We start from the raw sequence: 26,558 nt of genomic DNA, 5'->3' as shown, positions 1-26,558 counted from the left end.
GAAAAGCTGAAAAGCGGAAAACATGGACACAGACGCAGCCGCAAATGAAAACCGCCGCAAAGGCCGCATCGGCGGGCTGGATACGCTCAGAGGGATAGCCCTCCTCGCCATGGCGTCCTACCATTTCACATGGAATCTGGAATATTTCGGCTATCTCGAACCCGGCACGGCAACCACGGGTCTCTGGAAGCTCTATGCGCGCGGCATCGCCAGCTCGTTCCTGTTTCTTGCCGGCTTCAGCCTGTTTCTGGCCCATGGCAAGGGTCTGAACTGGCCGTCTTTCGGCAAGCGTTTTGCGATGGTGGCGGGGTCTGCCCTGCTCATCACCGTCGCCACCTATTTCGCCTTTCCTGATAGTTTCATCTTCTTCGGCATATTGCACAATATCGCCGCTGCAAGCCTTGTCGGGCTGCTGTTCCTGCGTGCGCCCGCACCCCTGACGCTGCTTTTTGCGGTGATCGCTTTCATCCTGCCGCAATATATCCAATCCGAACTGTTCAACCCAAAATGGCTGGCCTGGATCGGGTTTTCCACCCTGCCGCCCCGCTCGAACGATTATGTGCCGCTGCTGCCCTGGCTTGCGCCCTTCCTCGCCGGACTTGCGGTCTCGCAATTCGTTACGCCGCGCGGCTGGCTCGACCGTTTTCGCAGTCCAAGCTCACCCCGCAATATCATCGCCAGCGCCGGGCGTCACAGCCTTGCCTTTTACCTCATCCACCAGCCGGTGCTGATTGGCCTCGTTTACACCCTGTCGCTCCTCGCCCCGCCTCCGCCGGTCGATCAGGTCGAGCTTTACAAATCGAGCTGCGAAAAAAGCTGCGTCGAGCAGGCGAACGGGCTGGAACTGTGCCAGCGTTTCTGCGGCTGCACGCTGGAAAAGCTGCAGGCGGAAAACCTGTTCGATACGATGATGGAGGGCAAGCTCAGCGCCGATCAGCAGACGAAGGTCAGCGAGGTGGCGCAGCAGTGCACGGTTGAGGCGCAGTAGAGAGACGTCAGGGTTTGCCGCTTGTTTCTTCTCCCCGAGGGGGAGAAGGTGGCCCGAAGGGTCGGATGAGGGGGGCACCCTCACCGTATTTCGGATAGCTAGCCCCCTCATCCCGCTGCCGCGACCTTCTCCCCGGCGGGGAGAAGGCGACAGGCGGCGCGTACTCGCTCCAACGTGGCCAATCACACTCTGGCGATCGTCCCTCAAAGGAATGCGGTAAAAATAGAAGGCTTGAGGCCTGTTTTCGGCGTTAAATCACTGAAGAACCAAGCAGCACGAGCTGCTTTCAAGTCCCCACGCCGATTTCGGCAAGTCGGGTCAGACAGGCTTCTTCGACATTGTCGAGTTCCGCCAGCGTCTCTTCGATGTCCTTGCGTTTTTGCCGAAGCTCGGCGCGCTTTTCATCGACCTTCTTCATCAGAAGCACCAATTGCCCCGATTCGCCCGGCGGTTCCTTGTAGACGTGAATGATTTCGCGAATTTCGGAAATCGTGAAACCGATACGACGGCCACGCAGGATTTCCTGAATGAGGCGGCGGTCCGCAGCCCTGAAAAGCCGTGTGCGCCCGCGACGCTCAGGGTGAATCAGCCCCTCGTCCTCGTAAAATCTCAAGGTACGGGTGGAAACACCGAATTCGCGTGTCAGTTCGGTTATGCTATAATACTTGTCCAAGGGCCTATCCGATTCATAGTCGGATGATATTATTTGACCTTCACGTAAAAGTCAATTTTTGCCCAATTCCTATCCGGAAATACCGTACCACCAGGTCGCGATCCCGAGAAAGGCGAAAAAGCCGACAATATCGGTGACCGCCGTGACGAAGACCGCCGAGGAGACCGCCGGGTCCGCTCCGAACTTGTCGAGCACCAGCGGAATGAGAATGCCCGCCAGCGCCGCCGCCAGCATGTTCAGACACATGGCCGTGGCGATGATGCCGCCGATATGGATATCCTGAAACCAGAGACCGGCGACGATGCCGATGGCGCAACCGAACAGCATGCCGTTCAGGATACCCACGCCCGCCTCACGCCGGATGATGCGGGCGGCATTGTGAATGTCGAGACTTTTGGTGGCGAGCGCGCGCACCGACACGGTCATGGTCTGCGATCCGGCATTGCCGCCCATGCCGGCCACCGCCGGCATCAGGATCGCCAGCGCGACAATCTGCTGGATCGTCGCATCGAACAGGCTGATGACGGAGGCGGAGAGAAAGGCGGTGATGAGATTGACCGCAAGCCAGGGCACGCGTGAACGGGACGTGCTGGCGATTGAGTCCGACAGTTCTTCGTCACCCACGCCCCCAAGGCGCAGCAGATCCTCTTCGGCCTCTTCCTGAATGACGTCGACGACGTCATCGATGGTCAGTACGCCCACCAGCCGGCCGTTGTCGTCGACCACGGCCGCGGAGAGAAGGTCATATTGCTCGAAAAGCTGCGCGGCCTCTTCCTGGTCCATCTCGGCCGGAATGGAATGGTTGGTCTCGTGCATGATCGTTTCGATCTTCACCTGACGCTTGGCGCGCAGCACCTTGTCGAGATCGAGCGCACCGACCAGCTTGAAGGTGGGATCGATGACGAATATCTGCGTGAAGGAGTCAGGCAACTCCTCCTCCTCACGCAGATAATCGATGGTCTGCCCCACGGTCCAGAACGGCGGCACCGCGACGAATTCCGTCTGCATACGCCGGCCGGCCGAACTTTCCGGATAATCCAGAGCCCGCATCAGCCGCACACGTTCGGTGAACGGCAATTGCGAAAGAATATCCTCGCGGTCCTCGTCGTCGAGGTCCTCGAGAATATAGACGGCGTCGTCGGAATCCAGCTCGCCGATACCGGCGGCAATCTGCTCATTCGACATCTGGTCGACGATATCGAGGCGGATGCCCTCATCCACCTCGGTCAGCGCCGTCATGTCGAAATCGGAACCGAGAAGGCGCACCAGCGCATGGCGCTGTTCAGGCAGGATGGATTCCAGCAGGTCGCCGAGTTCGGATTCGTGCAGCCGCGCCACATTCTTGCGCAGGAAAAGCAGATCGCGGTCAGCGATCGCCGCACCCACCATCGTCAGAAAATCCGAGCGGACGGACCCGTCTTCTGCATAAATATCGGAGGGCGCTTCCGTTGGCTTCATGTCCTCGGGCGCGACAGGATCGTCGTCACGGTCTGTCATCTGGCGTCCCCTTGTATTCAAATGCCGCAGTGCACGGATGCGCAGGCAGAATGGCGTTAAAAGGTTTATTGTCAACAACCGGATAGCGGCAAATAAACAAGCTCTCCGGCTGCGGCGAAAAATCCATTCAACATTCCTCTTCCTGTTCGCAAGGCTTCACCTCGGCCAGCGGCTATAGGCATGTTTAGCCAAGCTTTGCAGCTTGTTTTGCGACAACGCCCACCCCCTTTACGCCGTTCCCGTTTCAAATGTCGAACGGGCGAACAAAGGTTTCGCCGCAATGCACAATTAAGACATTGACAGGCAGCGTGTAACGGCGCTTCTGGATAGGCATTTGACAAACGGCAAACGCCGACAGGCGGGCACGAGAAGACAGATTCCGGGAATCAGGACCATGAGCAAGACGGACTTCATTGGCAAGGCATCGACCGCCGCAGGCGGCTGGGGCGCACTCAAAAGCGTCGGCAAACGCCTTCTCGAATCCGGCGCACCGATTTCCGGCGCCCGCACGCTTTTGAAGACCAACCAGCCGGATGGATTCGACTGCCCGGGCTGCGCCTGGGGCGACCCGGAACACGGTTCCTCTTTCGAGTTTTGCGAAAACGGCGTCAAGGCGGTGTCATGGGAAGCGACGGAGGCGCGGGTGCCGCCGGATTTCTTCGCCAGCCGCACCGTCTCGGAACTGCGCGGCTGGTCCGACTACGATCTGGAGAAACAGGGCCGCCTCACCCATCCCATGCGTTATGACCGGGCGAGCGACAAATATCTGCCCGTCTCCTGGGACGATGCCTTCGCCGAAATCGGCCGTATCCTCAAGAGCCTCGACAGTCCTGATCGGGCGGAGTTCTATACTTCCGGCCGCGCCTCCAACGAGGCGGCCTTCCTCTATCAGTTGATGGTGAGGCTCTACGGCACCAATAATTTCCCCGACTGTTCCAACATGTGCCATGAAGCGAGCGGCGTCGGCCTGAAGGCTTCGATCGGCGTCGGCAAGGGCACCGTGCTGCTTGAGGATTTCGAGCAGACGGACGCCATTTTTGTCATCGGGCAAAATCCCGGCACCAACCATCCCCGCATGCTGGGCGACCTGCGCCGCGCCGCCCTTCGCGGCGCCCGCATCGCCGTCTTCAACCCCATCCGCGAAAAAGGTCTGGAGCGCTTTGCCGACCCGCAGGACAAGATGGAGATGATTACCGGCGGCAGCACCCGCATCGCCACCAATTATTACCAGCCGCGCCAGGGCGGCGACATGGCGGCCGTGCGCGGCATGAGCAAGGCGGTCTTCGCCGCCGACGATGCAGCAAGGGCGGCGGGTGAACCCGCCATCATCGATTACGACTTCATCGCCGAACATGCGGCGGAGTTCGAGGCCTACCGCGCCGCCGTCGACGCGACGAGCTGGGAAAGCATTCTCGACCAGTCCGGCCTCACCCGCGCGGAGATCGAAGAAGCCGCCCGGATCTACATGAATGCCGGTTCGGTCATCGCCACCTGGGCCATGGGTGTCACCCAGCACAGGCATTCGGTCATCATCGTTCGCGAAATCACCAATTTCATGCTGCTGCGCGGCAATATCGGCCGTCCCGGCGCCGGCCTCTGCCCGGTGCGCGGCCATTCCAACGTGCAGGGCGACCGCACCGTCGGTATCGACGAAAAAGCCCCGCCCGCACTTCTCGACGCGCTGGAAAAGGAACTCGGCGTCCCCATGCCGCGCAAGCCCGGCCACAATACCGTCGAAGCCGTCGCCGCCATGCTGGACGGCAAGGCGGAGACCTTCATCGCGCTCGGCGGCAATTTCATGCGCGCGACGCCCGACAGCCCGCTGATCGTCAAGGCCTTCGAAAAGCAGAAGCTGACCGTCAACATCGCCACCAAGCTCAACCATTCGCATCTGGTGCCGGGCGAAACCTCATTCGTGCTGCCCTGCCTCGGCCGAACGGAAATCGACCGCAATTCGGCCGGCCGGTCGCAGATCGTTACGGTGGAAGATTCCATGAGCATGGTGCACGGTTCCGGCGGCATCAATCCGCCAGCGTCCGATGAGCTTCGCTCGGAAATCGCCATCGTCGCCGGCATCGCCGAAGCGACGCTTGGCAATGCGCATGTCGACTGGAAGGCGCTTGCCGATGATTACGACCTCATCCGCGACATGATCGAGCGGGTCATTCCCGGTTTCGAAAATTTCAACGAACGCGTCCGCGTGCCACGCGGTTTTCATCTGCGCAATGCGGCGGCCGAACGGGAATGGAACACGCCGGCGAAAAAGGCCACCTTCTATAGCGGTCCGCTGCCCGAGCAGACCGAACACCAGGAGGCGCTCACGCGCGATGACCTGTTCGTATTGCAGACCTTCCGCAGCCATGATCAGTACAACACCACGATCTACGGCATGGATGACCGCTATCGCGGCGTCTATGGCGAGCGCCACGTCATCTTCATGAACCCGAAAGACATGGAAGCGCTCGGCGCCCATTCCCGCCAACGCGTCGATGTCATCGGCGAATATGGCGACGGCGTGGAACGCATCGCAAAGAATTTTCGGCTGGTGCCCTATAATATCCCGCAGGGCAGCGTCGGCGGTTATTATCCGGAACTGAACGTGCTGGTGCCGCTGTCGAGCTATGGCGAAGGCAGCTTCACGCCGACATCGAAATCGGTGCTCGTCTCCGTTCGCCTGCGCCCGGATGCCTCCTGATGGAAGAGGAGCAATCCGCTGCGGCGTTCATGGCGGCGGTGGATCGGGTTCAGGAAAGCTCCTCAGGGGCGTTGACCGCCACGGGCGCGGCTATCCTTCTTTCGGTTCATCTGAACATCGCCGCTGACAGCCGCAGCATCGCCAACCGGCTGGGGCTTGCACACGCCCTCATTCTGCGCGAAATCACTGCCCTGTCGCCGCGTTTCGTGCGGGTGGTAAAACGCGATGCCCGCACCCAGCGCAGCTTTCTGGAGGCAACCGAAGAAGGACAGGCCCTTGCGGCGGCGTCCCTGCGGATTTGAAACGAACGGAGCATTCCTTGGCAATCAGGCCGATCCTGCCCTACCCTCATCCCGGCCTCTCCGAAATCTGCGCGCCGGTCACGGCTTTCGACGGGCAATTGCAGGAGCTGGTGAGCAATCTGGTCGACACGATGCGCGCCGCGCCCGGCGTCGGCATCACCGCCGCCCATATCGGCATAAGACAACGTGTCTTCGTGCTTGAGCTGACACCGGGAACCATCCTCACCTACGTCAATCCTGAGATCGTCAGCCAATCCGCACAGACCATGCGGCATATGGAGGGCAGCGTCTCGATGCCGGGCTTTACCGAAGAGGTGGAGCGGCCTTCCGGGATCGAGGTGAGATTTCAGGACATATACGGCGGCGAACACCGGCAGACCGCCGAGGGATTTCACGCCATCTGCATCCAGCACGAGATCGACCAGCTGGACGGCATTTTCTGGCTGAAGCGTCTCTCGAAGCTCAAGCGCGACCGGCTGGTAAAAAAATGGGAAAAATCCCGAAAGTCCTGATGGTCAGCCTGATATCGACAGCGCAAATTCCGCATCGCCCTTCAGCGTATTGCTGACGGTACAGATATCTTCCGCCATATGGGCGATGGCGCTGCGCGTGGCCTCATCGAAATCCCCCTTTATCTCGATCCGGACATCGAAACGAACGATCCGCGACGGCTCCTCCTCAGCCTTTTCGCCTGAGACGTGCACCGTAACCTTTTCGAACCGGTCGAGCACGCCCATGCGGCTCGCCGCAATCCGGGCGCTAAGCGCCAGGCAGGCCGCCAGCGACGAATAAAGAAGATCGAGCGGATTGAAACCCGGCTCCGAGGCCGCCGTCACCACCGTCAGGGCGCCTCCGGTGGCGGTGACGACATCGGGATGCCCGAGACGGCCAAGCGTGACGACAGCCCCCGTCGGCCGCTTCTTAATCCTGAACTGATTCATGCCCGACCTCACACCGCGATTTCACCCGATGGAACCAAAATTAGCCTCGCGCTTTTACTCACGCAACGGTGAACGACCGTTGAGTATTGATTGAAAAGGGAGCTGGGACATATGGTTACATCTACGCTCGTCAGCATTCTGATCACCTTCCTGGTGATTGTGCTCGTCTTGTGGCTTATCGCGCGACTGCCGGTCGGCGGCGGTGCGAAACAGATCGCGCAGGTGATCGTCATCATCATCGGCATTATTTCACTGCTGAAATATCTTGCCGTCTTCTGATGTCCCCGCACAGTGCAGACGAAAAAAGGCGGCGAAAGCCGCCTCTTTTATGCGCGGCTTTCACCCGCCCGCTCGCTATTGCCGAGGTTCGAACTGATAGGTTTTTTTCAGGGTGATATCCCGAACGCTGCCAATGCCCAGAAACGGCGTATTGTCGGCATCAAAAATCGCCCTGCCCTTCGCCACGATCCACCGGTCCGACCCATCCGGCAGATTGACCTTGTAACGCTGGTCGAAAAACACGCCGGTGGTAATGCTCTCAAAAATGGCCTGCGCCACCTGATCGCGCATCTCGACATCGATTCTTTCGAGAATCGCCTCGATCGTCACCCCGCGTGACGCAACCGGCTCCGAAAACCCATGACATTCCGCAGTGATCGCATCCATGATCAGCCTGTTGTCGGAAATGCTCCACATGTAATAGCCAAGCGCATTGTCTGAATCAGTTTTGTCCCCCAGCACGAAAACCCCCAGACATATTTTCCTGACAAAAGCTAACATCAGACCTCTAATATTCCACCCCTCGTTTTTGTAGGGGGAACGACACGGCTACTGCAGCGTGCATCGATATCCACCGAAATTTCTTGATGACCGAATCGAGATGGGGTTCCGAAACGGACGATAAATTCCGAAGAGGCATCGCAAAATCGCCTGCCTGCGCCTACATGGCTTGTGATGACATATCGAAGGAGTTCAACATGGTGCGAGCCGCCCTCACTTTCGGATTGCTGACCGCAACCGTCTTTCTGGCCGGGTGCCAGACGTGGCATAGTCCCTATCGTGGAAACGAGTGGCGAATGGATCAGGTCATGGATGGTGACCCCTACCGTGTCGGTGACGGGCAGCGCAACCGACGCTAGTCCACCTCGCCCATTGATCCGAACGGCGGCAGATCGATAATTTGCCGCCCTCAATTTGTGGCGCTCTGGCTGCGGGATAAAGCAGATCGACGTGGCCCAGGCTACATCCAAGACGGTCGAACGAAGCCGGGACAGAAAAACACAGAGCAAGCTAAACGACTGGCTAAAAAAGAAAAAACCCGCCGAAGCGGGTTTCTTTGGTGCGGTCGAGAAGACTCGAACTTCCACGGGTTGCCCCACAGCGACCTCAACGCTGCGCGTCTACCAATTCCGCCACGACCGCATCGTGGTAGGCGTCGACTTGCGCCGACGGGGGTGCATGTAGCAAAAGGATTTTCGGTGCACAAGAGCGTCGTGACAGTTTTTTGAAATTAAAAATCGCACTGCACCATCCTATATGCAGGAAGCCCGGAAATGCTGGGGTTGCGGCCGTCTCGCCATTTTGCGAGAAGGCTGTGGAAAGGACTTTTTCATGCTCACACGCACCGATATCGAGACAAATATGTTCCCCGCCGCCGGTTCGCCGCCCGTTCGCTGGCGAATCTCGGAAGGTCTCGTCCCCTATGAGCAGGCGATTGAGGACATGGAGCGCGAAGTCGCCGCCATTGCCAGCGGTGAGGCCGACGAACTCGTGTGGCTTCTGGAACATCCGCCGCTCTATACCGCCGGCACCAGCGCCGATGCCGCCGACCTTATCGAGCCGGATCGTTTTCCCGTCTTCGCCACGGGTCGCGGCGGCGAATACACCTATCATGGCCCGGGCCAACGGGTCGTCTATGTCATGCTCGACCTGAAACGCCGCCGGCAGGATGTCCGCGCCTATGTGGCAGCGCTGGAGGATGTCATCATCCGCACGCTCGACAAGATGAATGTGCGTGGCGAGCGGCGTGAGGACCGCGTCGGCGTCTGGGTCCGGCGGCCGGAAAAGCCGCTGCTTCCCGATGGCGGCATGGCCGAGGACAAGATCGCCGCACTCGGCATCCGTTTGCGCAAATGGGTGAGCTTCCACGGCCTGTCGATCAATGTCGATCCAGACCTTTCGCATTTTACCGGCATCGTTCCCTGCGGCATCAGCGCCTATGGCGTCACCAGCCTTGTCGATCTTGGATTGCCGGTTATGATCGGCGATGTCGACGTTCTGCTGCGCGAGGCCTTTGAGGAGGTGTTTGGCGACGCAGTGCCCGAAACCGGCGCGAGCGGCTGATCCCACCGCAACCTTTGCCGCAGGCCGGTGTTTCCAGCATCGATCACCACAAGAGGAGGAACGATCATGTTCACAACGTCCGCCTATGCCTGCGATGACGGCTCTTCGCCGATGAAGCTCGCGACGATCAAGCGTCGCGACCCCGGCCCGCGCGATGTCGAAATCGAGATCGAATTCTGTGGCGTCTGCCACTCCGATATCCACACCGCCCGCAGCGAATGGCCGGGCTCCCTCTACCCCTGCGTTCCCGGCCACGAAATCATCGGCCGCGTCGGACGGGTGGGTTCTCAGGTCACCCGGTTCAAGGCGGGCGACCGCGTCGGCGTCGGCTGTATCGTCGATAGCTGCCGGGAATGCGCAAGCTGCGCCGAGGGGCTGGAGCAATATTGCGAAAACGGCATGACCGGCACCTATAATTCGCCCGACAAGGCCATGGGCGGCGGTGCGCATACGCTTGGCGGTTACTCCGCCCATGTGGTGGTGGACGACCGTTACGTCCTCACCATTCCCGAAGGCCTCGATCCGGCTGCCGCCGCCCCCCTGCTCTGCGCTGGCATCACCACCTATTCGCCGCTGCGCCACTGGAATGCCGGGCCCGGCAAGCGCGTCGGCGTCGTCGGTCTCGGCGGCCTTGGCCATATGGCCGTCAAGCTCGCCAATGCCATGGGCGCAACCGTGGTGATGATCACCACCTCGCCCGGCAAGGCGGAAGATGCGAAGAAACTCGGCGCCCACGAGGTGATCGTTTCCCGCGACGCCGAGCAGATGAAGAAGGCCACCGCCAGCCTCGATCTCATCATCGATGCCGTGGCTGCGGATCACGACATCAACGCCTATCTGGCGCTGCTGAAACGTGACGGCGCGCTGGTACAGGTGGGTGCGCCGGAAAAGCCGCTCTCGGTGCTGGCCTTCAGCCTCATCCCCGGCCGCAAGACCTTTGCCGGCTCGATGATCGGCGGCATTCCCGAGACGCAGGAAATGCTGGATTTCTGCGCCGAAAAAGGCATCGCCGCCGAAATCGAAATGATCGACATCGATCAGATCAACGACGCTTATGAACGCATGATAAAAAGCGATGTGCGTTATCGCTTCGTCATTGATATGAAGAGCCTGCCGCGCCAGAAGGCCGCCTGATCCCGAAAGGGGGCGACCTTTTGGGGCGTCCCCTCTCTTATTGGACCTTTGGTCGAAAGCGCAGCCTCACCCATGACTCCCCGATCCACGACCAGCCAGACCGGTTTCAACGATATCGCCAAGGGCATGACCATCATGGCGGGTTGCATGCTGGTGCTGCCGGTCATGGATGCGATCGCCAAATACATGGCGGTCAGCGGCGGCATGTCGCCGGCGCAGGTGACGTTCTATCGATTCTTTTTCCAGGTGCTCTGCACCCTGCCGCTGCTGCTGGTGGTGTCACCCAGGGCGCTGTTCAGCGCCAAACGGCCATGGATGAACTGCCTGCGCGGCGTGTTGCACGCCTCGGCCAGCCTGATGTTCTTCGCTGCCGTCAAATACATGCCTCTTGCGGACGTCTTCGCGATCTATTTCGTCGAGCCTTTCATGCTGACGATGATGTCGGCCCTCTTCCTCGGCGACAGGGTCGGCTGGAAGCGCTGGACGGCGATCGCGGTCGGCTTCGGCGGCGCGCTGATCGTCATTCAGCCCAGTTTCGAAATCTTCGGCTGGACATCGCTTCTGCCGGTCGCCTGCGCCTTTCTTTATACGCTCTACCTGTTCCTGAACCGCGCCATCGGCGATGCCGACAGTCCGCTGGTCATGCAGACCATGTCCGGCATTGCGGGGACCGTATTCATGGGGGCCGCACTTTTCGCCGGCGATGCGCTGGGCGATAAGGATTTTGCCGTCTCGCTGCCGCAATCCGGCTTTGCCCTCACCCTGCTGATCCTGCTGGGATCGATATCCGGCTACATGCATCTGCTGATCGTCAGGGCCTTCCGGCTGGCACCGCTCTCTCTGCTGGCGCCTTTCCAGTATTTCGAGATCATCTCGGCGACGATCCTAGGTTATGCGCTGTTTTCCGATTTCCCAACGCCGTCGAAATGGCTCGGCATTCTCATCATCGTCGCATCGGGCCTGTTCATCATCTGGCGCGAACGCCAGCACACCGGTGCGAACCCGCCGCTTGACGGACAGTGACGGCTAAGACCAGGCGTCGCTCAGCTATCCGGGGGCAGCGGCCCTTCGTCGTGATGCTCCTGCGCCTCCACCAGACTGCCGAGCAGCCAGAGAGAAACCTCGGCCGCCTCTCCGGCCGATTTGAACCGGTATGAGCCGCTATATTTCGGCATGTCGAAAAAGGTGACGACGAAACCGTCACCGCTTTCCAGACTCTCGACCCGGATGCGCTCGGGATCGATCATCACGCACACATAATGCGACCCCATATTGCGCATGAAGCCGGCCTTATTGTCATGCAGCCGCACGAAGGCCGCGCCGCCATCCGCCGTCATATGCAGACTTCTGATCGCCTCGTTGGGAAAGGCGCGGGCGAAATCCATGATCGCCTGCCCCACATCATGACTGTTATCCTCATCCGTCGCCCGCGACATGCGCCAGGCATAAACAGCGAAGACCGAAAGCAGCACGAAAACGATAATCCAGATCGCAATACTCATCCGGGACGCTCCCTCAGCATCGAAACATCACGATTCGCGAATCGAAACGATGCGAACCCGGCTCAGGTTCATATAGACCGAGGCTTGTGTGAAGTGTGGCTCTGCGGGATCGACATCGTTTCGCCGCGCTACGCCACGCCCGCAATCAGAAACGCTTGAGGAAGGAAGCCTTTGCCAGCAGCCATTGCCGGCGAAGCTGCGACAGCTGCAGGTCGCCGTCGAATACGCCGCTCCCCGCCTTTCTGGCGGCAGCGATGACCGGGCCGGACAGGGCGACGGGAAGATAGGCAGCAAAGAGATTTTTCGAAATCTTCGCGCGTCTTGCCTTCTCGATATGATCCAGCGCATGGGCCGCAAAAATCTCGATGGCGATGCCGATGCGCTGCCTGTCCTGCCCTTCAAGAAAGGTCTCGCGATCGAGCCCGGCCGCAGCCAGCATGTCGGCGGGAATATAGACCTGCCCGCGACGCCGGTGCAGCGGCATGAGCAGCAACATGCCGGCCATCGCCTGCGCCACGCCCGCGTGACCTGCCGCCTCCGCGCTGGACGCTGCGTCCTCGGCGGAAAGCACGAGACTTGCGAGCTGGATCAATGCGGATGCGGTCTCTCCGGCATAGCCTTCCAGCGCATTGCGATCCTCGAACAGGTCGTCATAGAGATCGAAGATGCGCGCCTCGATCATATTGGCCAGCACCGGCCGCGGCAGGCGATAGTGCTCGACCGTCGTCAAAAGCGCGGCAGCGACCGGGTGGGACTGGCTGTCGCCGTGCGGATTGCCGTCAAGAAGATCGCGCCACCATTGCATGCGCACCTCGCCGGGCAGCGCCTCGCGCACGGAATCGCGGATGCGTGCGATTTCGGCATTGAAGGCATATAGCGCCGCAAGGGCATTACGCTTTTCGGCAGGCGACAGAAGACAGGCGAGATAGCGGTCGCGATCGGTATCGCGCAGCGTCGCGAGGCAGACGTCGAGATTTTCTGTGGGTGCCATGGTTCCCCGCGCGAAACGTCCTGTCAGCCTTCAACGGCAATCAGCGCCGCGGCCACGGCACGCGATTCCGACAGCATGATATTATAGGTGCGCACGGCGGCACCCGTGCCCATCGGGTCGACCGAAATACCCGCCTCCTTGAAGGCGGCGCGCAATTCCTTCGGCAGGACCCGCATGCCGTCGCCCGTCCCGATCAGCAGCACTTCGATATCCTGCGCTTCCGCCAGAACCTTTTCGAAATGTCCGACGGTCAGTTCCTTCGCATCGACAGGCTCCCACCCGTAAATGCCCGAAGGCAGGAGCAGAAGCGAACCGCGATGCGACATGTCGGCAAAACGGAACCCGCCATTGCCATAGGCATCGATGGGCGCCCGGCCAGGAAAATGGGCCGGGCGTATTTCGATCCCGCCGGCCATCAGACGGCAGGCTTGCCGCCAATGGCGCCGGTATTGTTTTCTTTCTTGTCGTCCTTCTCATCTTCCGCATCCTTGCTGTCTGGACGCAGCTTGAAGGCGATCAGCACCGGTGCGGCGATGTAGAGCGACGAGAACACGCCGATACCGACACCGAACAGCATCGCAAAGGTGAAGGAGCGGATAACCTCGCCACCGAAGAGGTAGAGCGCAAGCAGCGCCAGAAGCACGGTCAGACCGGTAAGGATCGTACGCGACAGGGTCTGGTTCAGCGACACGTCGATAATCATCGACAGCGGCATCTTTTTATAACGCCTGAGGTTTTCGCGGATACGGTCATAGATGACCACCGTATCGTTCAGCGAATAACCGATGATCGTCAGGATCGCCGCGATACTGGTGAGGTTGAATTCAAGCCCCAGGAAGACGAAGAGGCCGATGGTAAAGACCACGTCATGCACCATGGAGATGACCGCACCGAGCGCGAACTGCCACTCGAAGCGAACCCAGATGTAGACCATGATCGCGGTCATGGCGAGCAGGATGCCGATCGTGGAGGTATAGGTCAGGTCACCCGAAACCGCCGGACCGACAACTTCCACACGGCGGAAGTCGTATTTGTCCTCAAGCTCGCCGCGCACCATGGTGATGGCGGACTGCTCGGCATTTTCGCCGCCGTCCTGCGCCTGGATACGGATGAGAACATCCTGCGGCGTACCGAAGTTCTGCGCCTGGATTTCACCGAGATTGAGCTGGTTCAGGCGATCGCGAATATCGGCGAGATCGGCCTCGCCCTGCTTGGCGCGCACTTCGATGACCGAGCCGCCCTGGAAGTCGATGCCGAGGTTCAGGCCCTTGCCGATGAAACCGCCGATACAGGCGAGCATGATCGCGCCGGTGATCATGAACACCACGCGGCGATAACGCATGAAGGGAATGTCGCGACCATCGAACATGGCGGTGCGGACACCCTTCGGCAGGTGTTTCGGACGGCTGCGGCGAACCCAATAGCCGAACATCCACGCTGTCAGCGTATAGGCGGTGAAGACGGTGGTGATGATACCGACAGCCAGCGTGACGGCGAAGCCCTTGACCGGGCCGGTGCCCATGTAGAACAGCACGCTCGCCACGATCAGCGTCGTCAGGTTCGCGTCGATGATGGTCGCAAAGGCACGGGTGAAGCCGTTATCCAGGGACTGGATCAGCGGTTTGCCGCTCTTCACCTCCTCGCGTATGCGCTCATAGATCAGAACGTTGGAATCCACCGCCATGCCGATTGTCAGCACGATACCGGCAATACCGGGCAATGTCAGCGTCGATCCGATCACACTGAGAACGGCCAGCAGCATGACGACGTTGACCACAAGGGCGATATTCGCCAGCAGGCCGAAGAAGCCATAAAAGACAAACATGAAGATGAGGACGCCGACGGCGCCGATGGCGCTTGCCGTCAGGCCGGCGGTGATGGAGTCGTTACCGAGGCTCGGGCCGACGGTGCGTTCTTCAACCACGGTCAGCGTGGCCGGCAATGCACCGGCGCGCAGCAGGACCGCTAGGTCGTTTGCGCCCTGCACCGAGAAATTACCGGAAATCTGCCCCGAACCGCCGATGATCGGCTCACGGATGACAGGCGCGGAGATGACCTGGTTGTCGAGCACGATGGCGAAGGGCTTGCCGACATTCTGCTGCGTCGCCTGCGCGAAGCGCTGCGCGCCGCGGCTGTCGAAGCGGAAGGTGACGACGGGTTCGTTGGTCTGCTGGTTGAAGCTTGCCTGTGCGTCGACGAGATTGTCGCCGGAAACGAGCGCGCGGCGTTCCACCAGATAGGGAACCGGCGGATCGTCCTGCGAATAGAGAACTTCCGACGTCGCGGGCGGACGGCCGTTCATCGCCTCCTGCACCGGCATGGTGGTGTCGACCATGCGGAAGGAGAGCTTTGCCGTCTGGTTCAAAAGCGATTTCAGGCGCTGTGGATCCTGAAGACCCGGCACCTGCACGATGATGCGGTCCGAACCCTGACGCTGGATGAGCGGCTCGGTGGTGCCGACTTCGTCAACACGGCGGCGCACGACTTCAATGGACTGCGAAACGGCGGACGACAGGCGGTAATCGATGCCTTCATCCGTCAGGTTGAGCCTGAGCAGATTGTCGCCGCCGTCATTCATCGTCACTTCGGTGATGGAGCCGCCGACCAGCGTGCCGGCGGACACCGGCTGCGTCAGATCGCGAAGTGCGGTCTTGGCTGCTTCCACCTGAGCGGGATCGCTGATGCGGACCTGAATCTGCTGGCCGTTGCCGGTGAGCCCCGAATAGCGGATGTTGGCGTCGCGAAGCTGCGTGCGCACATCACCCACGATTGTTTCAAGCCGTTCCTTGACGATGTCGGAACGCTCGATCTTGAGCATGATGTGCGAACCGCCCTGAAGGTCGAGACCGAGCGTTACCTTGTTGTCCTTGTACCAGGCAGGCATGCCCTCCAGCTGTTTGTCCGTAAACAGGTTGGGAGAGGCGATGAAGACGCTTGCCAGCACAAGCAGCCAGATGAAGACTGTTTTCCAACGGGAAAAATGAAGCATTTCGATCTCGGTCAGGGTTGGGGTCGCGCCAGCCGCGCAACCCGTCAAAATTCGCAATCGGGCATTCGGTAATCCGGCAGGATCAGGAAGCGGCTTCCGTCTTGACCACTTCGCCCTTCACACGCACTTCGGCAATGTAGGCACGGGCGGCACGGATTTTCACGCCTTCGGCGATTTCGACTTCGAGTTCATTGTCATCGATGACCTTGGTCACCTTGCCGACGATGCCGCCGCCAAGAACGACCTGATCGCCACGGCGAATGTTGGTCAGCGTCTCCTGGCGCTTCTTCATCTGCGCGCGCTGCGGGCGGATAAGGAAAAAGTACCAGACCACCATGAGCGGAGCAAACAGGAAAAGCATTTCAAGGCCGGAACCGAAGGCCGATGCGCCGCCCGCTGCGTCCTGGGCAAAAGCTTGACTAATGAACATATAAAACTCCTCAGAATTACGGCACGACCTTGGATGCCGCCCCAGCTTTCAAGCCGCCGGAATATAGTGGGGAACGCCGGGATTGCAACAGATGCAGGGCCCTTGCCGTACCGATTCCGGACCTCTTAACCTTTATGGGCCTGAAACACCATGCTAGGCCGGGCGCAAAACAGAGTTTTGAACACCAGACAAGCGGAAGAAACACCATGATTCGAGAAGAAACGGCCTCCCTGCTTCTTTCAGAACTGCGCCGGCTCACCATTGCCGTGGAACGTCTGGCCGGTCCGGCGCCCGCCGTAAACGACTGGAATGCGGCCGATTGTTTCGTCTGGGTGCCAGCCAACTCGTTTATCCAGCCGGTTGCCCGCCCCAACCGCATCGCACTGAAGCTGATCCGTGGCGTCGACCATGTCCGCGACATTCTCCACGAGAACACGCTGCGTTTCGCGGAAGGTTTTGCCGCCAATAACGTGCTTCTGTGGGGTGCGCGCGGCATGGGCAAATCCTCGCTGGTCAAGGCCGTTCACGAAGATGTGCGCGCCGCAAGCGGCGTTTCCCTGAAACTGGTGGAAGTGCACCGCGAGGACATCCACACCCTGCCCGCCTTGCTCGACATATTGAAGGCATCAGGCCACCGCGTCATCGTCTTCTGCGACGACCTCTCCTTCGACCATGACGACACCGCCTATAAATCGCTGAAGGCGGCGCTTGACGGCGGCATCGAGGGCCGGCCGGACAACGTCCTCTTTTATGCGACCTCCAACCGCCGCCATCTTCTGCCACGCCACATGATGGAAAACGAGCAGTCCACCGCCATCAACCCTTCGGAAGCGGTTGAGGAAAAAGTCTCGCTTTCGGATCGTTTCGGACTGTGGCTCGGCTTCCACAAATGTGGTCAGGAAGATTATCTGACGATGATCGACAGCTATGCCGCCCATTTCGATCTGGGGCTGGACCGCGAGACCCTGCACCGCGAAGCGCTGGAATGGGCGACCACGCGCGGCGGCCGCTCGGGCCGCGTCGCGTGGCAATATATTCAGGACGCCGCCGGCCGTCTGAGAAAACCGCTCGACAGATAACGCCACCGTGACATCGGGCGACCCGCGGTGTCGTTACGACCACACCGCGTGTCGTATTCCCGAACGCCACATCTCCCCTCACATGGTTTGCTGCACCCATGGAGTCACCTGTCTGCGGAGGAGCGGACAGGTGCGGTGTTCAACCCATGGAGGAGATGGATATGAGCAGGAACAGAGGCGTCGTTTACATGCGGCCGGGTCAGGTCGAAGTCCGCGACATCGACGACCCCAAGCTTGAGGCCCCGGATGGCCGCCGCATCGAGCACGGCGTCATTCTCAAGGTGATTTCCACGAATATCTGCGGCTCCGACCAGCATATGGTGCGTGGCCGCACCACGGCGATGCCGGGTCTTGTTCTCGGCCATGAAATCACCGGCGAAGTCATCGAAAAAGGCGTCGACGTCGAGATGCTGGACATCGGCGATATCGTCTCCGTGCCGTTCAACGTGGCCTGCGGCCGTTGCCGCTGCTGCAAGTCGCAGGATACCGGCGTCTGCCTGACGGTGAACCCGTCACGCGCCGGCGGCGCTTACGGTTATGTCGACATGGGCGGCTGGATCGGCGGACAGGCCCGTTATGTCACCATCCCCTATGCCGACTTCAACCTTCTGAAATTCCCCGACCGCGACAAGGCGATGTCGAAGATCCGCGACCTCACCATGCTATCCGACATTCTGCCGACCGGCTTCCATGGCGCCGTCAAGGCGGGCGTCGGCGTCGGCTCCACGGTCTATGTCGCGGGCGCCGGCCCGGTCGGTCTTGCCGCTGCCGCCTCCGCCCGCATTCTGGGCGCTGCCGTCGTCATGATCGGCGATTTCAACAAGGATCGTCTTGCCCATGCGGCCAAAGTCGGTTTCGAACCCGTCGATCTGTCCAAGGGCGACCGGCTGGGCGACATGATCGCGCAGATCGTCGGCACCAACGAGGTGGACAGCGCCATCGACGCCGTCGGCTTTGAAGCGCGCGGCCATGCGGGCGGCGAACAGCCGGCCATCGTTCTCAACCAGATGATGGAAATCACCCGCGCCGCCGGCTCCATCGGCATTCCCGGCCTTTATGTCACCGAAGATCCGGGCGCTGTCGATGCTGCGGCAAAACAGGGCAGCCTGTCGCTGCGTTTCGGTCTTGGCTGGGCCAAGGCGCAATCCTTCCACACCGGCCAGACACCGGTGCTGAAATACAACCGCCAGCTGATGCAGGCGATCCTGCACGACCGCCTGCCGATTGCCGATATCGTCAACGCCAAGATCATCGCGCTTGACGATGCCGTAGAGGGCTATGAAAGCTTCGATCAGGGTGCGGCAACCAAGTTCGTCCTCGATCCGCATGGCGATCTGCTGAAGGCCGCCTGACAACCGGCAATTCCCGCAAGACACGAACGCGCCCGCGGCAAGATCGTCGCGGGCGTTTTATGTAGCATTCATGTCTCCGGCATGAGATATCAGGCTTCACTCTCGGCGAGCGCATCGAGTGCAGCGATCGCTTCCGCAGAAAGATAAGGCCTGAACAGGCTGGAAACCTGCCGCAAGCCCCACTGCAATTGTTGCGGTCCGAATTCGCTGACGCCTTCCTGCAGATTGAGATAGGCGGCCCAATAGGTCGCGACGATCCAGAGATTGGTCAAAACCGCGTCACGCTCGCCTTCTGGAATGGAGATGAGCCCCGCCTTCTGCATTCGCCCGACGATATCGCCGACGGCAAGCCGCATTGCCGCGCTTATCGTCCTGACCGGCTCCACCAGCCCCGGCGCGAGCGCCATCAGGCCCACCAGATCACGAAACAGAAAACGGTAATTCCAGACCAGTGAGAACCATTGTCGCAGAAAGCCGGCATAGGTCTCCGCAGCCCCCTCGTCCGCCCCATCGATAGTCGCGACCAGAGCCAGTGCATCGGCCTCGAAACGCGCAAAAAGAGCAAGAACCAGCACTTCCTTGGTACGGAAATGGTAATAGAGATTGCCCTCGTTGATCGTCACCGCTTCGGCGATTTCCGCAGTCGTCACACGGTCTGGCCCCCGCCCGTTGAAGAGATCGAGAGCGGCGTCCACTATCCTGTCGCGCGTGGAAGACCGTGATCGCGCCAATCGTTTCGTATCGTCGCTCATTATTGAAACCGTATCCGCTATTGAAATTTAAGGTGCACACCTTAAATTATCCAAAATAAGGTACACACCTTAACAGCAGCTTGTCATTGTTCAACGGGCATAAAGGACCAGCAGATGACCGAAACCGGCCTTCGCACCCCGTCCATCGATACGAGCGGACCGCAATCCCTATCCAAGCTCGCCACGGCCCGCCTCGCATTCTCGCTGATCCGTAATCCGTTGAAGGCGTTGCCGCCGGAGATATTCAGCGAGCCGGCGGTCTTCAACCGCCTTGGCGGCATCATGCGCGTCCATCTTGCCGATCCCGTGCTGATCCACGAGGCTCTGGTGAAGAATGCCCCCTTGCTTGGAAAAGGTGAGGATGTGCGCCGGGCGCTTGGTCCCGCTCTCGGCCAGGGCCTTCTCACCGCCGATGGCGATCATTGGAAATGGCAAAGACAATCCGTCGCCGCCGCCTTCCGCCATGAAAAGCTGCTGGAATTGCTGCCGGTCATGATCGAGACGGCACAGCGCACGCAAAGGCGCTGGCTGTCTTCACCCGTCGCCGACATCGATATCGGCCATGAAATGATGCGCACCACCTTTGACATCATCGTCGAAACCATGATGTCCGGCGGCTATGGCATCGATATCGGCCGCGTGGAGCAAAGCATTACCGACTATCTCAAGCCGACCGGATGGACCTTCGCGCTCGCCATGCTGGGCGCCCCGGAATGGCTGCCGCATCCGGGCCGGCGCAAGGCCCGGGCCTCGGTGGATTATCTGCGCGCCAGCCTTGCGACGGTGATAGCCGGGCGAAGGAAAAACCCGGTCGACAGAGCCGATCTCGTCTCCATGCTTCTGGAAGCGAAAGACCCGGAAACCGGCCGGATGATGAACGACACTGATATCATCGACAATCTGCTGACCTTCATCACCGCCGGCCATGAAACGACCGCGCTCGGCCTTGCCTGGACATTTCACCTTCTCTCGCAAAACCGGGACGTGGAACGAAAGATCATCGAGGAAATCGAGACCGTCACCGCCGGCAAGCCGGTTGCGGCGGAACATATCGCCAGCCTTGGCTATATCAGGCAGGTGTTTTCGGAGGCGATGCGGCTTTACCCGCCTGCCCCCGTCATCACCCGCACCGCGCTGCAGGACTTCAGGCTTGGCGAACACGATATTGCGGCCGGAACCGTTCTCTATGTGCCGATCTACGCCTTGCACCGCCACACGGCCCTGTGGGATGAGCCCGACCGCTTCGACCCGTCCCGCTTCGAAGCTGAAAAGGTGAAGGCACGCCATCGCTATGCCTATATGCCCTTCGGCGCCGGACCGCGCGTTTGCATCGGCAATGCTTTTGCCATGATGGAGGCCGTGGCGATCCTTGCCGTCATCCTGCAGACGATCCACCTCGAAAACAGAAACACGGCATCCGCGGAACCGCTGATGCGGGTGACATTGCGACCGCGGGAGCGGCTGATGATGCAGATCACCCCGCGACAAAACAAATCGCCCGCGGCGTAACCGCCACGGGCGAGTGCTTTAATGCAAAACTCCATCCGTCACCGGATGGTGACGATCAGAGATCGACGTCGAGGATTGCCATGGAGAAGTTGTAGGAACGGTCGCCGTCCTCGTCATCGATGTAGACGACGCCGAGAAACTCTTCGCCCAGATACACTTCGGCGGAATCATCCTTGCGCGGGCGCGCCTTGACGATCATCTTCTCGTTGAAGGTGCGCTTGAAATAGGCGTCGAGTTTTTTGATTTCGTCGGCTTTCACCACTATTCTCCTGTGCGGTTCGCGTTGGCCCGCTTTTGGCATGGGACAAAGGCCAAAGTAAAGTGAAAGCGGCAAGTCATCCGTGTCTTCCACACGGACGACCGTGAAAATGCCGAACCCGTCTGAGCACAAACGGCCCGGTCAGATATCGGCTCCGATGAGCTGGTCCATCAGGCGCGAGGGTTCGGAACACCCTGCTTCTCCCACCACACGCGCCGGCACGCCGGCAACCGTTGTCTTCGGCGGAACCGGCTTCAGCACCACGGAACCGGCGGCAATGCGCGAGCAGCTGCCGATCTCGATATTGCCGAGGATTTTTGCACCCGCGCCGATCATCACGCCATTGGCGATCTTCGGGTGACGGTCCGACCCCTCCTTGCCGGTGCCGCCAAGCGTCACCCCGTGGAGAATGGAAACGTTGTCGCCGATGACAGCCGTCTCGCCGACCACAAGCCCGGTCGCATGGTCAAGGAAGATGCCCTTGCCGATGCGCGCGGCCGGATTGATATCGGTCTGGAAGATGCTCGAGGAACGGCTTTGCAGATAAAATGCAAAATCCTTGCGGCCCTTCTGCAGCAGCCAGTGAGCGAGCCTGTGGGTCTGGATCGCCTGAAACCCCTTGAAATAGAGCAGCGGCTCCATGAAGCGCGTGCAGGCGGGGTCGCGGTCGTAAACGGCCTGAATGTCGACGCGCAGCACGCTTCCCCATTCCGGCCAGTCATCCAGCATGTCCTGGAAGGTCTGGCGCAGAAGCACGGCCTGCATGTCGGGATGATCGAGGAGTTCACAGATACGGTAGATCACACAGTCTTCGAGGGACCGGTGATTGAGGATCGTCGAATAAAGGAAGGCCGAAAGCAGCGGATCCTGTGCCGCCGCACTACGGGCTTCATTGAGCAGGCTACCCCAGATGGGATCGACGATCGCCAGCTGTTCAGGCTGACGGGCCTCGGTACGTGCGACCATGAATGGTCTCCTCGTTTGCAGTGGTCGTTCTTTATACAGAAAAAGACGTGCATTAGAAATGGGATTCGAATGACGACTTTAAAGACGACAATGCTTCAGTTTTTTTTCATGCAGCATGAAAAACCGTTTCTTGCCGTCCTGAGCCTTGTCGCATTTCCGGAGAGAAAACCGGGCTCCGCTTTTGCTGGAAATGGTTGAGATCAAAGCGAGCGGTAAAATTCCAGCACCGCCGCCTTGAACACCCGGTCGCCAACGGCCAGCATGTGGTCGCGGCCGGGAATGTCGATGGCCCGCGCATGCGGCATGATCGCGGCAAGCGCTTCACCCGACCCGGCGATATCATCCTTCGTTCCGACCGCAATCAGCGTCGGCGCATCGATCTTTTCCGCCTGTTTTCGCGTGACGAGAACCCGGGACGTCTCGATACAGGCGGCAAGCGCCAGCCGGTCGCTTTTCGTCTGGTCGGCAAAGGCGCGGAACATGCGGCCGCGCTCATGGGTGACGACATCGAGCGAAGGGGCGAGAAGCGCCTCGGCAATCGGGTCCCAGTCGCCGACACCTTCCACCATGCCGATACCGAGCCCGCCGAACACCAGCGAACGCACACGCTCCGGATGGGCCATGGCCAGAAAGGCGGAAATGCGCGCACCCATGGAATATCCCATCACATGGGCTTCAGCTATGCCGAGATGATTGAGCAGCGCCACCGCATCCCCGGCCATGACGGGAGGATAATAGGCTTCCGGATCATGCGGCTTGTCGCTTGCGCCATGGCCGCGATTGTCGATGGCGATCACCCGGTAGCCCGCCTCGCCCAGTGTCTTTACCCAGCCGGGATGCACCCAGTTCACATTGGCGCTGGAGGCAAAGCCGTGGATCAGCAAGACCGGATCGCCCGCCGGATCACCCTCGTCGAAATAGGCAAGGCGAAGGCCATCATGGGAAAAATCGGAAAATTGCGGCGTGTTGAGATTCATCAAGGACATCCTTTTTGCCGGACCATATGGCAGGAAAGCGCAAGATTGAACATGTTTTGCTGACGATTTTTATGGAGATGCAATGCGTTTGAGGCTACATATCCGCAACGACGAGCCGGCACGCGACGACGGATCGCGGCTCGATAACGATATTGCATTTGGAGACGAACATGGCCGGGCATTCCATTCCCCACTTCCAGAACGATGGCGGACACCGCATGATCGAGATCGGCGTCAAGGAATTCATGTGCACCGGCGCTTCCGTGCCTTACGATCATCCGCATATCTTCATCGATATGGGCGACGACAACGAGAAGGTCTGTTCCTACTGCTCCACCCTTTTCCGCTACAATCCGTCGCTGAAGGCCGAGCAGACCAATCCTCCGGGCTGCGTCTTCCACGTGAAGGCCGCCTGACCTTCCACTTTTCCTGATCGGGGCGCACCAATGCCCATCAAATCCGTAGCCATTGTCGGTGCCGGCATCGCCGGTCTCACCGCTGCCCTTTCCTTTGCCCGGCACGGGATCGACTGTGACATCATCGAACAGGCCGGCGAGCTGGCGGAAGTCGGCGCCGGCCTGCAGCTTTCCCCCAATGCCGCCCGCATTCTGGCCACGCTCGGGGCCCTGCCTGATATCGAGGCGCGCTGGACTGAACCGGTCAGCGTCGACCTCGCCTCCGGAAAATCGCTGGCGACGCTGCTTTCCCTGCCGATGGGCGCCGTTGCCCGCACACGCTGGGGCGCACCCTATGGCGTGCTGCACCGCTCGACGCTGCAAAACGCGCTTCTCCAGGCGGTGACAAGCAATCCGCTCTGCCGGCTGCATCTCGGCAAACGCATCGAAAACGCCACAGTGGATGTGATTGCCGCAACCACCTTCCGCGATCACGATCTGATCGTCGGCGCGGATGGCGTCTGGTCGGCGGCCCGTTTCGCCGTGCCTTCGGCGCCCACAGCCACCTTCTCCGGCAATGTCGCCTGGCGCTTCACGGTCGCCGCGGACGCTGTGCCATCCGCCGTCAACAAACGCGCCGTCACCGCCTATCTCGGCTCGGGCGGCCATATCGTCGCCTATCCGCTCAAGGAAGTCGGCGGCTTCAACATCGTCGCCATTGCGCTCGGTGCTGACCCCGGCGCAACCTGGCGGGCGGAATCGAGCGGGCGGCAGAAGGCCATGCTGCTGGAACAGTTTCGCGGCTTCAACCCTGACATCGTCCGGTTGCTCGATTCGTCTGAAAATCCAACCTTCTGGCCGCTCTATCAGGCCGGCCCCGGCCCCGGCCGCTGGCACAATGGCCGCGACACGGTGCTGATCGGCGATGCGGCGCATGCAATGATGCCCTTCGCCGCCCAGGGCGCGGCCATGGCGATAGAGGATGCGTTTGAACTTGCGGGAACGATGGCAGGCAGCGACAGCGAAAAGCCCCTGCCCGTGCCGCAGGCGCTCGCCACCTTCGAGGCGTTGCGCCTGCCGCGCATAGAAAAGGCCCGCAAGCGGGCCTCTCTCAATCGTTTTGCCTATCATGCCAGAGGCCCGGTCCGCATTGCCCGGGATCTCGTGTTTTCCACCCGTCCCACGGAAGCCTTCCTGAAGGACTTCGACTGGCTCTACGGCTACCGCGCGAAGGGCTGAGGCTGAGGCTGAGGCTGAGGGCTTGGTCAGACCCCGGCCGCTGCCGCAAATCCGGCCTCGAGGTCCTTCTTGAGATCGGCGACATCCTCGAGCCCGATCTGCAGGCGGATGACCGGCCCTTCAGACGGGCCCTTGGCGATGGTCCTGTCGACAAGCGAGACCGAAACGGCAAGCGATTCATATCCGCCCCAGGAATAGCCGAGCCCGAAGAAGGTCAGCGCATTCAGGAAGGCGGCAGCCGCCTGCTTGTATTTGCCTTCTTCCGCCTTCAGCACGAAGGAGAAGACACCGCTCGCGCCCTTGAAATCGCGCTTCCAGAGTTCGTGCCCGGCAAAGCTCGGCAAGGCCGGATGCAGCACGCGAACCACATCGTTCCGGCCCTCCAGCCATGTGGCGATGTCGAGCACGCTTTTCTGATGGTGCGCCAGCCTTATTCCCATGGTGCGCATGCCACGCAGGATCTGATAGGCATCGTCGGAGGTGACGCAGATGCCGAGATTGGCATTGGCCTGATAAAGCGCCTTCCAGTGCTTTTCATTGGCCGAAACGAAGCCCATCAACACGTCGGAATGACCGGATGGATATTTGGTGGCGGCGTGAATGGAAATGTCGACGCCGAAATCGAGCGGCCTGAAATAAAGCGGCGTCGCCCAGGTATTGTCCATCGTCACCACACAATCGTGCCGGTGAGCGATCTCCGTAATCAGCCGCACATCCTGAATCTCGAAAGTGTTGGAACCCGGCGCTTCCAGATGCACCAGCCTGGTGTTCGGCCGGATGAGCGCCTCGATACCCTCGCCGATGGACGGATCGTAATATTCGATCTCGACGCCCAGCTTCTTCAGCATCGCATTGCAGAAGCGGCGGGTCGGGAAATAGACGGAATCAACCACCAGGGCGTGATCGCCCGCGCTAAGATAAGCAAGAAATGGAACGGTGATCGCCGCAAGCCCGGAGGGCACGAGAATGGTTCCGAAAGAACCTTCCAGCTCATTGACGAGATTGCACAGCGCATCCGTCGTCGGCGTGCCATGGGTGCCGTAGGTGTATTTCTGGTTTTCGGTCGAAAGCGTCTCCGCATCGGGAAAAAGTACGGTCGAGCCGCGCACGATGGGCGGGTTGACGAAACCGAAACAGTCCGCGGGATCGTTGCCGCCATGGGCCAGGCGCGTATTCACACCTGCGGCGGAAAGCAGGTCATTTGTCTTGGTCATTTCAGATCAGCTTTCGAAGGAACATTGACGCGTGCGACAATGCTAAGAGCGAAACGTCAGGTCAAGTCCCGCCGCGCTTTGCAAATCGCGTCGATTGATCCATGATCAAACAGAATACAACAAGTATACAAATATTGTGCAAATGCAGAATTCAGCAAAAATATGCTTATATTTTCACCCTTTGCACACTTCCCGACCAAAATTTGGAAAATTCCGTTTTATAGGCACAATTATTGCCCGCACGTCTTGACCCCGCTGCCAATTGCGATTGTGATAGAAAAAGCGGATCGAAAAAGATTTCGCTGAAGGGGGAGCTGGGGCAAAACAAACA

Annotated in this window: 28 protein-coding genes and 1 tRNA gene; 14 read left to right on the top strand and 15 right to left on the bottom strand. The window is 60.1% G+C overall.

What is annotated here, in order from left to right; translation table 11 throughout:
• The first annotated feature begins 22 nt into the window (after positions 1-22).
• A complete protein-coding gene (locus ACIQUH_RS20855; RefSeq protein ID WP_400818476.1) occupies positions 23-988 on the top strand; it encodes a heparan-alpha-glucosaminide N-acetyltransferase in 966 nt (321 codons plus the stop codon).
• 286 nt (positions 989-1,274) lie between these two features.
• Here ACIQUH_RS20855 and ACIQUH_RS20850 read toward each other — a convergent pair whose 3' ends face one another.
• Positions 1,275-1,661: a MerR family DNA-binding transcriptional regulator gene (locus tag ACIQUH_RS20850; protein WP_003524989.1), complete on the bottom strand. Its 387-nt coding sequence runs from the start codon at positions 1,659-1,661 to the stop codon at positions 1,275-1,277.
• A gap of 69 nt (positions 1,662-1,730) precedes the next feature.
• Entirely contained in the window at positions 1,731-3,158 is a 1,428-nt protein-coding gene (gene mgtE, locus ACIQUH_RS20845; protein WP_400818472.1) for a magnesium transporter, read from the bottom strand.
• Between the two features lie 394 nt (positions 3,159-3,552).
• On the opposite strand from mgtE, the gene ACIQUH_RS20840 reads away from it, so the two are divergent.
• The 3 genes from ACIQUH_RS20840 to ACIQUH_RS20830 are packed head-to-tail and all read left to right on the top strand — an operon-like array spanning position 3,553 to position 6,667.
• The gene (locus ACIQUH_RS20840) at positions 3,553-5,853 is read left to right on the top strand and encodes an FdhF/YdeP family oxidoreductase (protein ID WP_400818469.1); all 2,301 of its coding nucleotides are present in this window, start codon (positions 3,553-3,555) and stop codon (positions 5,851-5,853) included.
• Positions 5,853-6,155: a hypothetical protein gene (locus tag ACIQUH_RS20835; protein ID WP_400818466.1), complete on the top strand. Its 303-nt coding sequence runs from the start codon at positions 5,853-5,855 to the stop codon at positions 6,153-6,155. The genes ACIQUH_RS20840 and ACIQUH_RS20835 overlap by 1 nt, the downstream gene beginning before the upstream one ends.
• A 17-nt stretch (positions 6,156-6,172) precedes the next feature.
• Positions 6,173-6,667, top strand: a complete 495-nt coding sequence (locus ACIQUH_RS20830) for a peptide deformylase (RefSeq protein ID WP_400818464.1) — start codon at positions 6,173-6,175, stop codon at positions 6,665-6,667.
• A 3-nt stretch (positions 6,668-6,670) separates the two neighbouring features.
• Here ACIQUH_RS20830 and ACIQUH_RS20825 read toward each other — a convergent pair whose 3' ends face one another.
• Positions 6,671-7,096, bottom strand: coding sequence for an OsmC family protein (locus ACIQUH_RS20825; RefSeq protein WP_400818461.1), 426 nt, complete (start codon positions 7,094-7,096; stop codon positions 6,671-6,673).
• Positions 7,097-7,207: 111 nt separating this feature from the next.
• On the opposite strand from ACIQUH_RS20825, the gene ACIQUH_RS20820 reads away from it, so the two are divergent.
• Positions 7,208-7,375 carry a Thivi_2564 family membrane protein gene (locus ACIQUH_RS20820; RefSeq protein ID WP_003502827.1) on the top strand — a complete coding sequence of 56 codons (168 nt, stop codon included), beginning with the start codon at positions 7,208-7,210 and terminating at the stop codon, positions 7,373-7,375.
• A gap of 75 nt (positions 7,376-7,450) precedes the next feature.
• Here the strand turns inward: ACIQUH_RS20820 and ACIQUH_RS20815 are convergent, their stop codons facing one another.
• The gene (locus ACIQUH_RS20815) at positions 7,451-7,876 is read right to left on the bottom strand and encodes a PAS domain-containing protein (RefSeq protein WP_400818459.1); all 426 of its coding nucleotides are present in this window, start codon (positions 7,874-7,876) and stop codon (positions 7,451-7,453) included.
• A gap of 197 nt (positions 7,877-8,073) precedes the next feature.
• On the opposite strand from ACIQUH_RS20815, the gene ACIQUH_RS20810 reads away from it, so the two are divergent.
• Positions 8,074-8,235, top strand: a complete 162-nt coding sequence (locus tag ACIQUH_RS20810; protein ID WP_078053104.1) for a hypothetical protein — start codon at positions 8,074-8,076, stop codon at positions 8,233-8,235.
• 198 nt (positions 8,236-8,433) lie between these two features.
• Here the strand turns inward: ACIQUH_RS20810 and ACIQUH_RS20805 are convergent.
• A tRNA-Leu gene (locus ACIQUH_RS20805) sits at positions 8,434-8,518 on the bottom strand.
• 189 nt (positions 8,519-8,707) lie between these two features.
• On the opposite strand from ACIQUH_RS20805, the gene lipB reads away from it, so the two are divergent.
• From lipB to ACIQUH_RS20790, 3 genes are all read left to right on the top strand, one after another.
• Positions 8,708-9,439 carry a lipoyl(octanoyl) transferase LipB gene (lipB, locus tag ACIQUH_RS20800; protein WP_400818454.1) on the top strand — a complete coding sequence of 244 codons (732 nt, stop codon included), beginning with the start codon at positions 8,708-8,710 and terminating at the stop codon, positions 9,437-9,439.
• Positions 9,440-9,505: 66 nt separating this feature from the next.
• Complete coding sequence (locus ACIQUH_RS20795; RefSeq protein ID WP_400818451.1) at positions 9,506-10,573, top strand: NAD(P)-dependent alcohol dehydrogenase; 1,068 nt, start codon at positions 9,506-9,508, stop codon at positions 10,571-10,573.
• Positions 10,574-10,645: 72 nt separating this feature from the next.
• Complete coding sequence (locus ACIQUH_RS20790) at positions 10,646-11,596, top strand: DMT family transporter (RefSeq protein ID WP_400818448.1); 951 nt, start codon at positions 10,646-10,648, stop codon at positions 11,594-11,596.
• 20 nt (positions 11,597-11,616) lie between these two features.
• Here the strand turns inward: ACIQUH_RS20790 and ACIQUH_RS20785 are convergent, their stop codons facing one another.
• From ACIQUH_RS20785 to yajC, 5 genes are all read right to left on the bottom strand, one after another.
• Positions 11,617-12,075 (bottom strand): hypothetical protein, encoded by a 459-nt coding sequence (locus ACIQUH_RS20785; RefSeq protein ID WP_400818445.1) that lies wholly within the window; start codon positions 12,073-12,075, stop codon positions 11,617-11,619.
• Between the two features lie 145 nt (positions 12,076-12,220).
• Complete coding sequence (locus tag ACIQUH_RS20780; RefSeq protein ID WP_400818442.1) at positions 12,221-13,066, bottom strand: phytoene/squalene synthase family protein; 846 nt, start codon at positions 13,064-13,066, stop codon at positions 12,221-12,223.
• A 23-nt stretch (positions 13,067-13,089) separates the two neighbouring features.
• Positions 13,090-13,482: an Mth938-like domain-containing protein gene (locus tag ACIQUH_RS20775; RefSeq protein ID WP_400818439.1), complete on the bottom strand. Its 393-nt coding sequence runs from the start codon at positions 13,480-13,482 to the stop codon at positions 13,090-13,092.
• Complete coding sequence (secDF, locus tag ACIQUH_RS20770) at positions 13,482-16,055, bottom strand: protein translocase subunit SecDF (RefSeq protein WP_400818436.1); 2,574 nt, start codon at positions 16,053-16,055, stop codon at positions 13,482-13,484. The genes ACIQUH_RS20775 and secDF overlap by 1 nt, the downstream gene beginning before the upstream one ends.
• 82 nt (positions 16,056-16,137) lie before the next feature.
• Positions 16,138-16,485 carry a preprotein translocase subunit YajC gene (gene yajC / locus ACIQUH_RS20765; RefSeq protein WP_003524964.1) on the bottom strand — a complete coding sequence of 116 codons (348 nt, stop codon included), beginning with the start codon at positions 16,483-16,485 and terminating at the stop codon, positions 16,138-16,140.
• 206 nt (positions 16,486-16,691) lie between these two features.
• Between yajC and ACIQUH_RS20760 the strand changes: the two genes are divergently transcribed.
• Together ACIQUH_RS20760 and fdhA are read left to right on the top strand one after the other, a co-directional pair.
• On the top strand, positions 16,692-17,564 hold the full coding sequence (locus ACIQUH_RS20760; RefSeq protein WP_400818433.1) for an ATP-binding protein: 873 nt from the start codon (positions 16,692-16,694) through the stop codon (positions 17,562-17,564).
• A 161-nt stretch (positions 17,565-17,725) separates the two neighbouring features.
• Positions 17,726-18,916 carry a formaldehyde dehydrogenase, glutathione-independent gene (gene fdhA / locus ACIQUH_RS20755; RefSeq protein WP_400818430.1) on the top strand — a complete coding sequence of 397 codons (1,191 nt, stop codon included), beginning with the start codon at positions 17,726-17,728 and terminating at the stop codon, positions 18,914-18,916.
• Between the two features lie 89 nt (positions 18,917-19,005).
• Here the strand turns inward: fdhA and ACIQUH_RS20750 are convergent, their stop codons facing one another.
• Positions 19,006-19,668: a TetR/AcrR family transcriptional regulator gene (locus ACIQUH_RS20750; RefSeq protein WP_400818428.1), complete on the bottom strand. Its 663-nt coding sequence runs from the start codon at positions 19,666-19,668 to the stop codon at positions 19,006-19,008.
• Positions 19,669-19,782: 114 nt separating this feature from the next.
• Between ACIQUH_RS20750 and ACIQUH_RS20745 the strand changes: the two genes are divergently transcribed.
• Complete coding sequence (locus tag ACIQUH_RS20745) at positions 19,783-21,177, top strand: cytochrome P450 (protein ID WP_400818426.1); 1,395 nt, start codon at positions 19,783-19,785, stop codon at positions 21,175-21,177.
• Between the two features lie 55 nt (positions 21,178-21,232).
• Here ACIQUH_RS20745 and ACIQUH_RS20740 read toward each other — a convergent pair whose 3' ends face one another.
• The 3 genes from ACIQUH_RS20740 to ACIQUH_RS20730 form a co-directional block, all read right to left on the bottom strand.
• Positions 21,233-21,436, bottom strand: a complete 204-nt coding sequence (locus tag ACIQUH_RS20740) for a DUF3126 family protein (RefSeq protein ID WP_003502851.1) — start codon at positions 21,434-21,436, stop codon at positions 21,233-21,235.
• Positions 21,437-21,577: 141 nt separating this feature from the next.
• Positions 21,578-22,402: a serine O-acetyltransferase gene (gene cysE / locus ACIQUH_RS20735; protein WP_400818422.1), complete on the bottom strand. Its 825-nt coding sequence runs from the start codon at positions 22,400-22,402 to the stop codon at positions 21,578-21,580.
• A 200-nt stretch (positions 22,403-22,602) separates the two neighbouring features.
• A complete protein-coding gene (locus ACIQUH_RS20730) occupies positions 22,603-23,379 on the bottom strand; it encodes an alpha/beta fold hydrolase (protein WP_400818419.1) in 777 nt (258 codons plus the stop codon).
• Positions 23,380-23,549: 170 nt separating this feature from the next.
• Here ACIQUH_RS20730 and ACIQUH_RS20725 point away from each other — a divergent pair, with 170 nt between their 5' ends.
• Together ACIQUH_RS20725 and ACIQUH_RS20720 are read left to right on the top strand one after the other, a co-directional pair.
• Positions 23,550-23,795 (top strand): zinc-finger domain-containing protein, encoded by a 246-nt coding sequence (locus ACIQUH_RS20725; RefSeq protein ID WP_400818417.1) that lies wholly within the window; start codon positions 23,550-23,552, stop codon positions 23,793-23,795.
• Between the two features lie 30 nt (positions 23,796-23,825).
• The gene (locus ACIQUH_RS20720) at positions 23,826-25,013 is read left to right on the top strand and encodes an FAD-dependent monooxygenase (protein ID WP_400818414.1); all 1,188 of its coding nucleotides are present in this window, start codon (positions 23,826-23,828) and stop codon (positions 25,011-25,013) included.
• A gap of 26 nt (positions 25,014-25,039) precedes the next feature.
• On the opposite strand, the gene ACIQUH_RS20715 is transcribed toward ACIQUH_RS20720, so the two are convergent.
• On the bottom strand, positions 25,040-26,227 hold the full coding sequence (locus ACIQUH_RS20715) for a cystathionine beta-lyase (protein WP_400818411.1): 1,188 nt from the start codon (positions 26,225-26,227) through the stop codon (positions 25,040-25,042).
• Positions 26,228-26,558: the final 331 nt, after the last annotated feature.

It is taken from the genome of Agrobacterium sp. NPDC090283 (genome assembly GCF_044769685.1).
In the GTDB taxonomy this organism is placed as follows: Bacteria; Pseudomonadota; Alphaproteobacteria; order Rhizobiales; family Rhizobiaceae; genus Agrobacterium.
Note: the sequence above shows the minus strand (reverse complement) of the source record. Positions and strands in the feature narration are given on the sequence as shown.

Excerpts from the sequence above, each read along its gene's own strand:
- ACIQUH_RS20855 (WP_400818476.1), top strand. The coding sequence starts at position 23 with ATGGACACAGACGCAGCCGCAAATGAAAACCGCCGCAAAGGCCGCATC.
- mgtE (WP_400818472.1), bottom strand. The coding sequence starts at position 3,158 with ATGACAGACCGTGACGACGATCCTGTCGCGCCCGAGGACATGAAGCCA.
- ACIQUH_RS20840 (WP_400818469.1), top strand. The coding sequence starts at position 3,553 with ATGAGCAAGACGGACTTCATTGGCAAGGCATCGACCGCCGCAGGCGGC.
- ACIQUH_RS20835 (WP_400818466.1), top strand. The coding sequence starts at position 5,853 with ATGGAAGAGGAGCAATCCGCTGCGGCGTTCATGGCGGCGGTGGATCGG.
- ACIQUH_RS20825 (WP_400818461.1), bottom strand. The coding sequence starts at position 7,096 with ATGAATCAGTTCAGGATTAAGAAGCGGCCGACGGGGGCTGTCGTCACG.
- ACIQUH_RS20820 (WP_003502827.1), top strand. The coding sequence starts at position 7,208 with ATGGTTACATCTACGCTCGTCAGCATTCTGATCACCTTCCTGGTGATT.
- ACIQUH_RS20815 (WP_400818459.1), bottom strand. The coding sequence starts at position 7,876 with ATGTTAGCTTTTGTCAGGAAAATATGTCTGGGGGTTTTCGTGCTGGGG.
- ACIQUH_RS20810 (WP_078053104.1), top strand. The coding sequence starts at position 8,074 with ATGGTGCGAGCCGCCCTCACTTTCGGATTGCTGACCGCAACCGTCTTT.
- lipB (WP_400818454.1), top strand. The coding sequence starts at position 8,708 with ATGCTCACACGCACCGATATCGAGACAAATATGTTCCCCGCCGCCGGT.
- ACIQUH_RS20795 (WP_400818451.1), top strand. The coding sequence starts at position 9,506 with ATGTTCACAACGTCCGCCTATGCCTGCGATGACGGCTCTTCGCCGATG.
- ACIQUH_RS20790 (WP_400818448.1), top strand. The coding sequence starts at position 10,646 with ATGACTCCCCGATCCACGACCAGCCAGACCGGTTTCAACGATATCGCC.
- ACIQUH_RS20785 (WP_400818445.1), bottom strand. The coding sequence starts at position 12,075 with ATGAGTATTGCGATCTGGATTATCGTTTTCGTGCTGCTTTCGGTCTTC.
- ACIQUH_RS20780 (WP_400818442.1), bottom strand. The coding sequence starts at position 13,066 with ATGGCACCCACAGAAAATCTCGACGTCTGCCTCGCGACGCTGCGCGAT.
- ACIQUH_RS20775 (WP_400818439.1), bottom strand. The coding sequence starts at position 13,482 with ATGGCCGGCGGGATCGAAATACGCCCGGCCCATTTTCCTGGCCGGGCG.
- secDF (WP_400818436.1), bottom strand. The coding sequence starts at position 16,055 with ATGCTTCATTTTTCCCGTTGGAAAACAGTCTTCATCTGGCTGCTTGTG.
- yajC (WP_003524964.1), bottom strand. The coding sequence starts at position 16,485 with ATGTTCATTAGTCAAGCTTTTGCCCAGGACGCAGCGGGCGGCGCATCG.
- ACIQUH_RS20760 (WP_400818433.1), top strand. The coding sequence starts at position 16,692 with ATGATTCGAGAAGAAACGGCCTCCCTGCTTCTTTCAGAACTGCGCCGG.
- fdhA (WP_400818430.1), top strand. The coding sequence starts at position 17,726 with ATGAGCAGGAACAGAGGCGTCGTTTACATGCGGCCGGGTCAGGTCGAA.
- ACIQUH_RS20750 (WP_400818428.1), bottom strand. The coding sequence starts at position 19,668 with ATGAGCGACGATACGAAACGATTGGCGCGATCACGGTCTTCCACGCGC.
- ACIQUH_RS20745 (WP_400818426.1), top strand. The coding sequence starts at position 19,783 with ATGACCGAAACCGGCCTTCGCACCCCGTCCATCGATACGAGCGGACCG.
- cysE (WP_400818422.1), bottom strand. The coding sequence starts at position 22,402 with ATGGTCGCACGTACCGAGGCCCGTCAGCCTGAACAGCTGGCGATCGTC.
- ACIQUH_RS20730 (WP_400818419.1), bottom strand. The coding sequence starts at position 23,379 with ATGAATCTCAACACGCCGCAATTTTCCGATTTTTCCCATGATGGCCTT.
- ACIQUH_RS20725 (WP_400818417.1), top strand. The coding sequence starts at position 23,550 with ATGGCCGGGCATTCCATTCCCCACTTCCAGAACGATGGCGGACACCGC.
- ACIQUH_RS20720 (WP_400818414.1), top strand. The coding sequence starts at position 23,826 with ATGCCCATCAAATCCGTAGCCATTGTCGGTGCCGGCATCGCCGGTCTC.
- ACIQUH_RS20715 (WP_400818411.1), bottom strand. The coding sequence starts at position 26,227 with ATGACCAAGACAAATGACCTGCTTTCCGCCGCAGGTGTGAATACGCGC.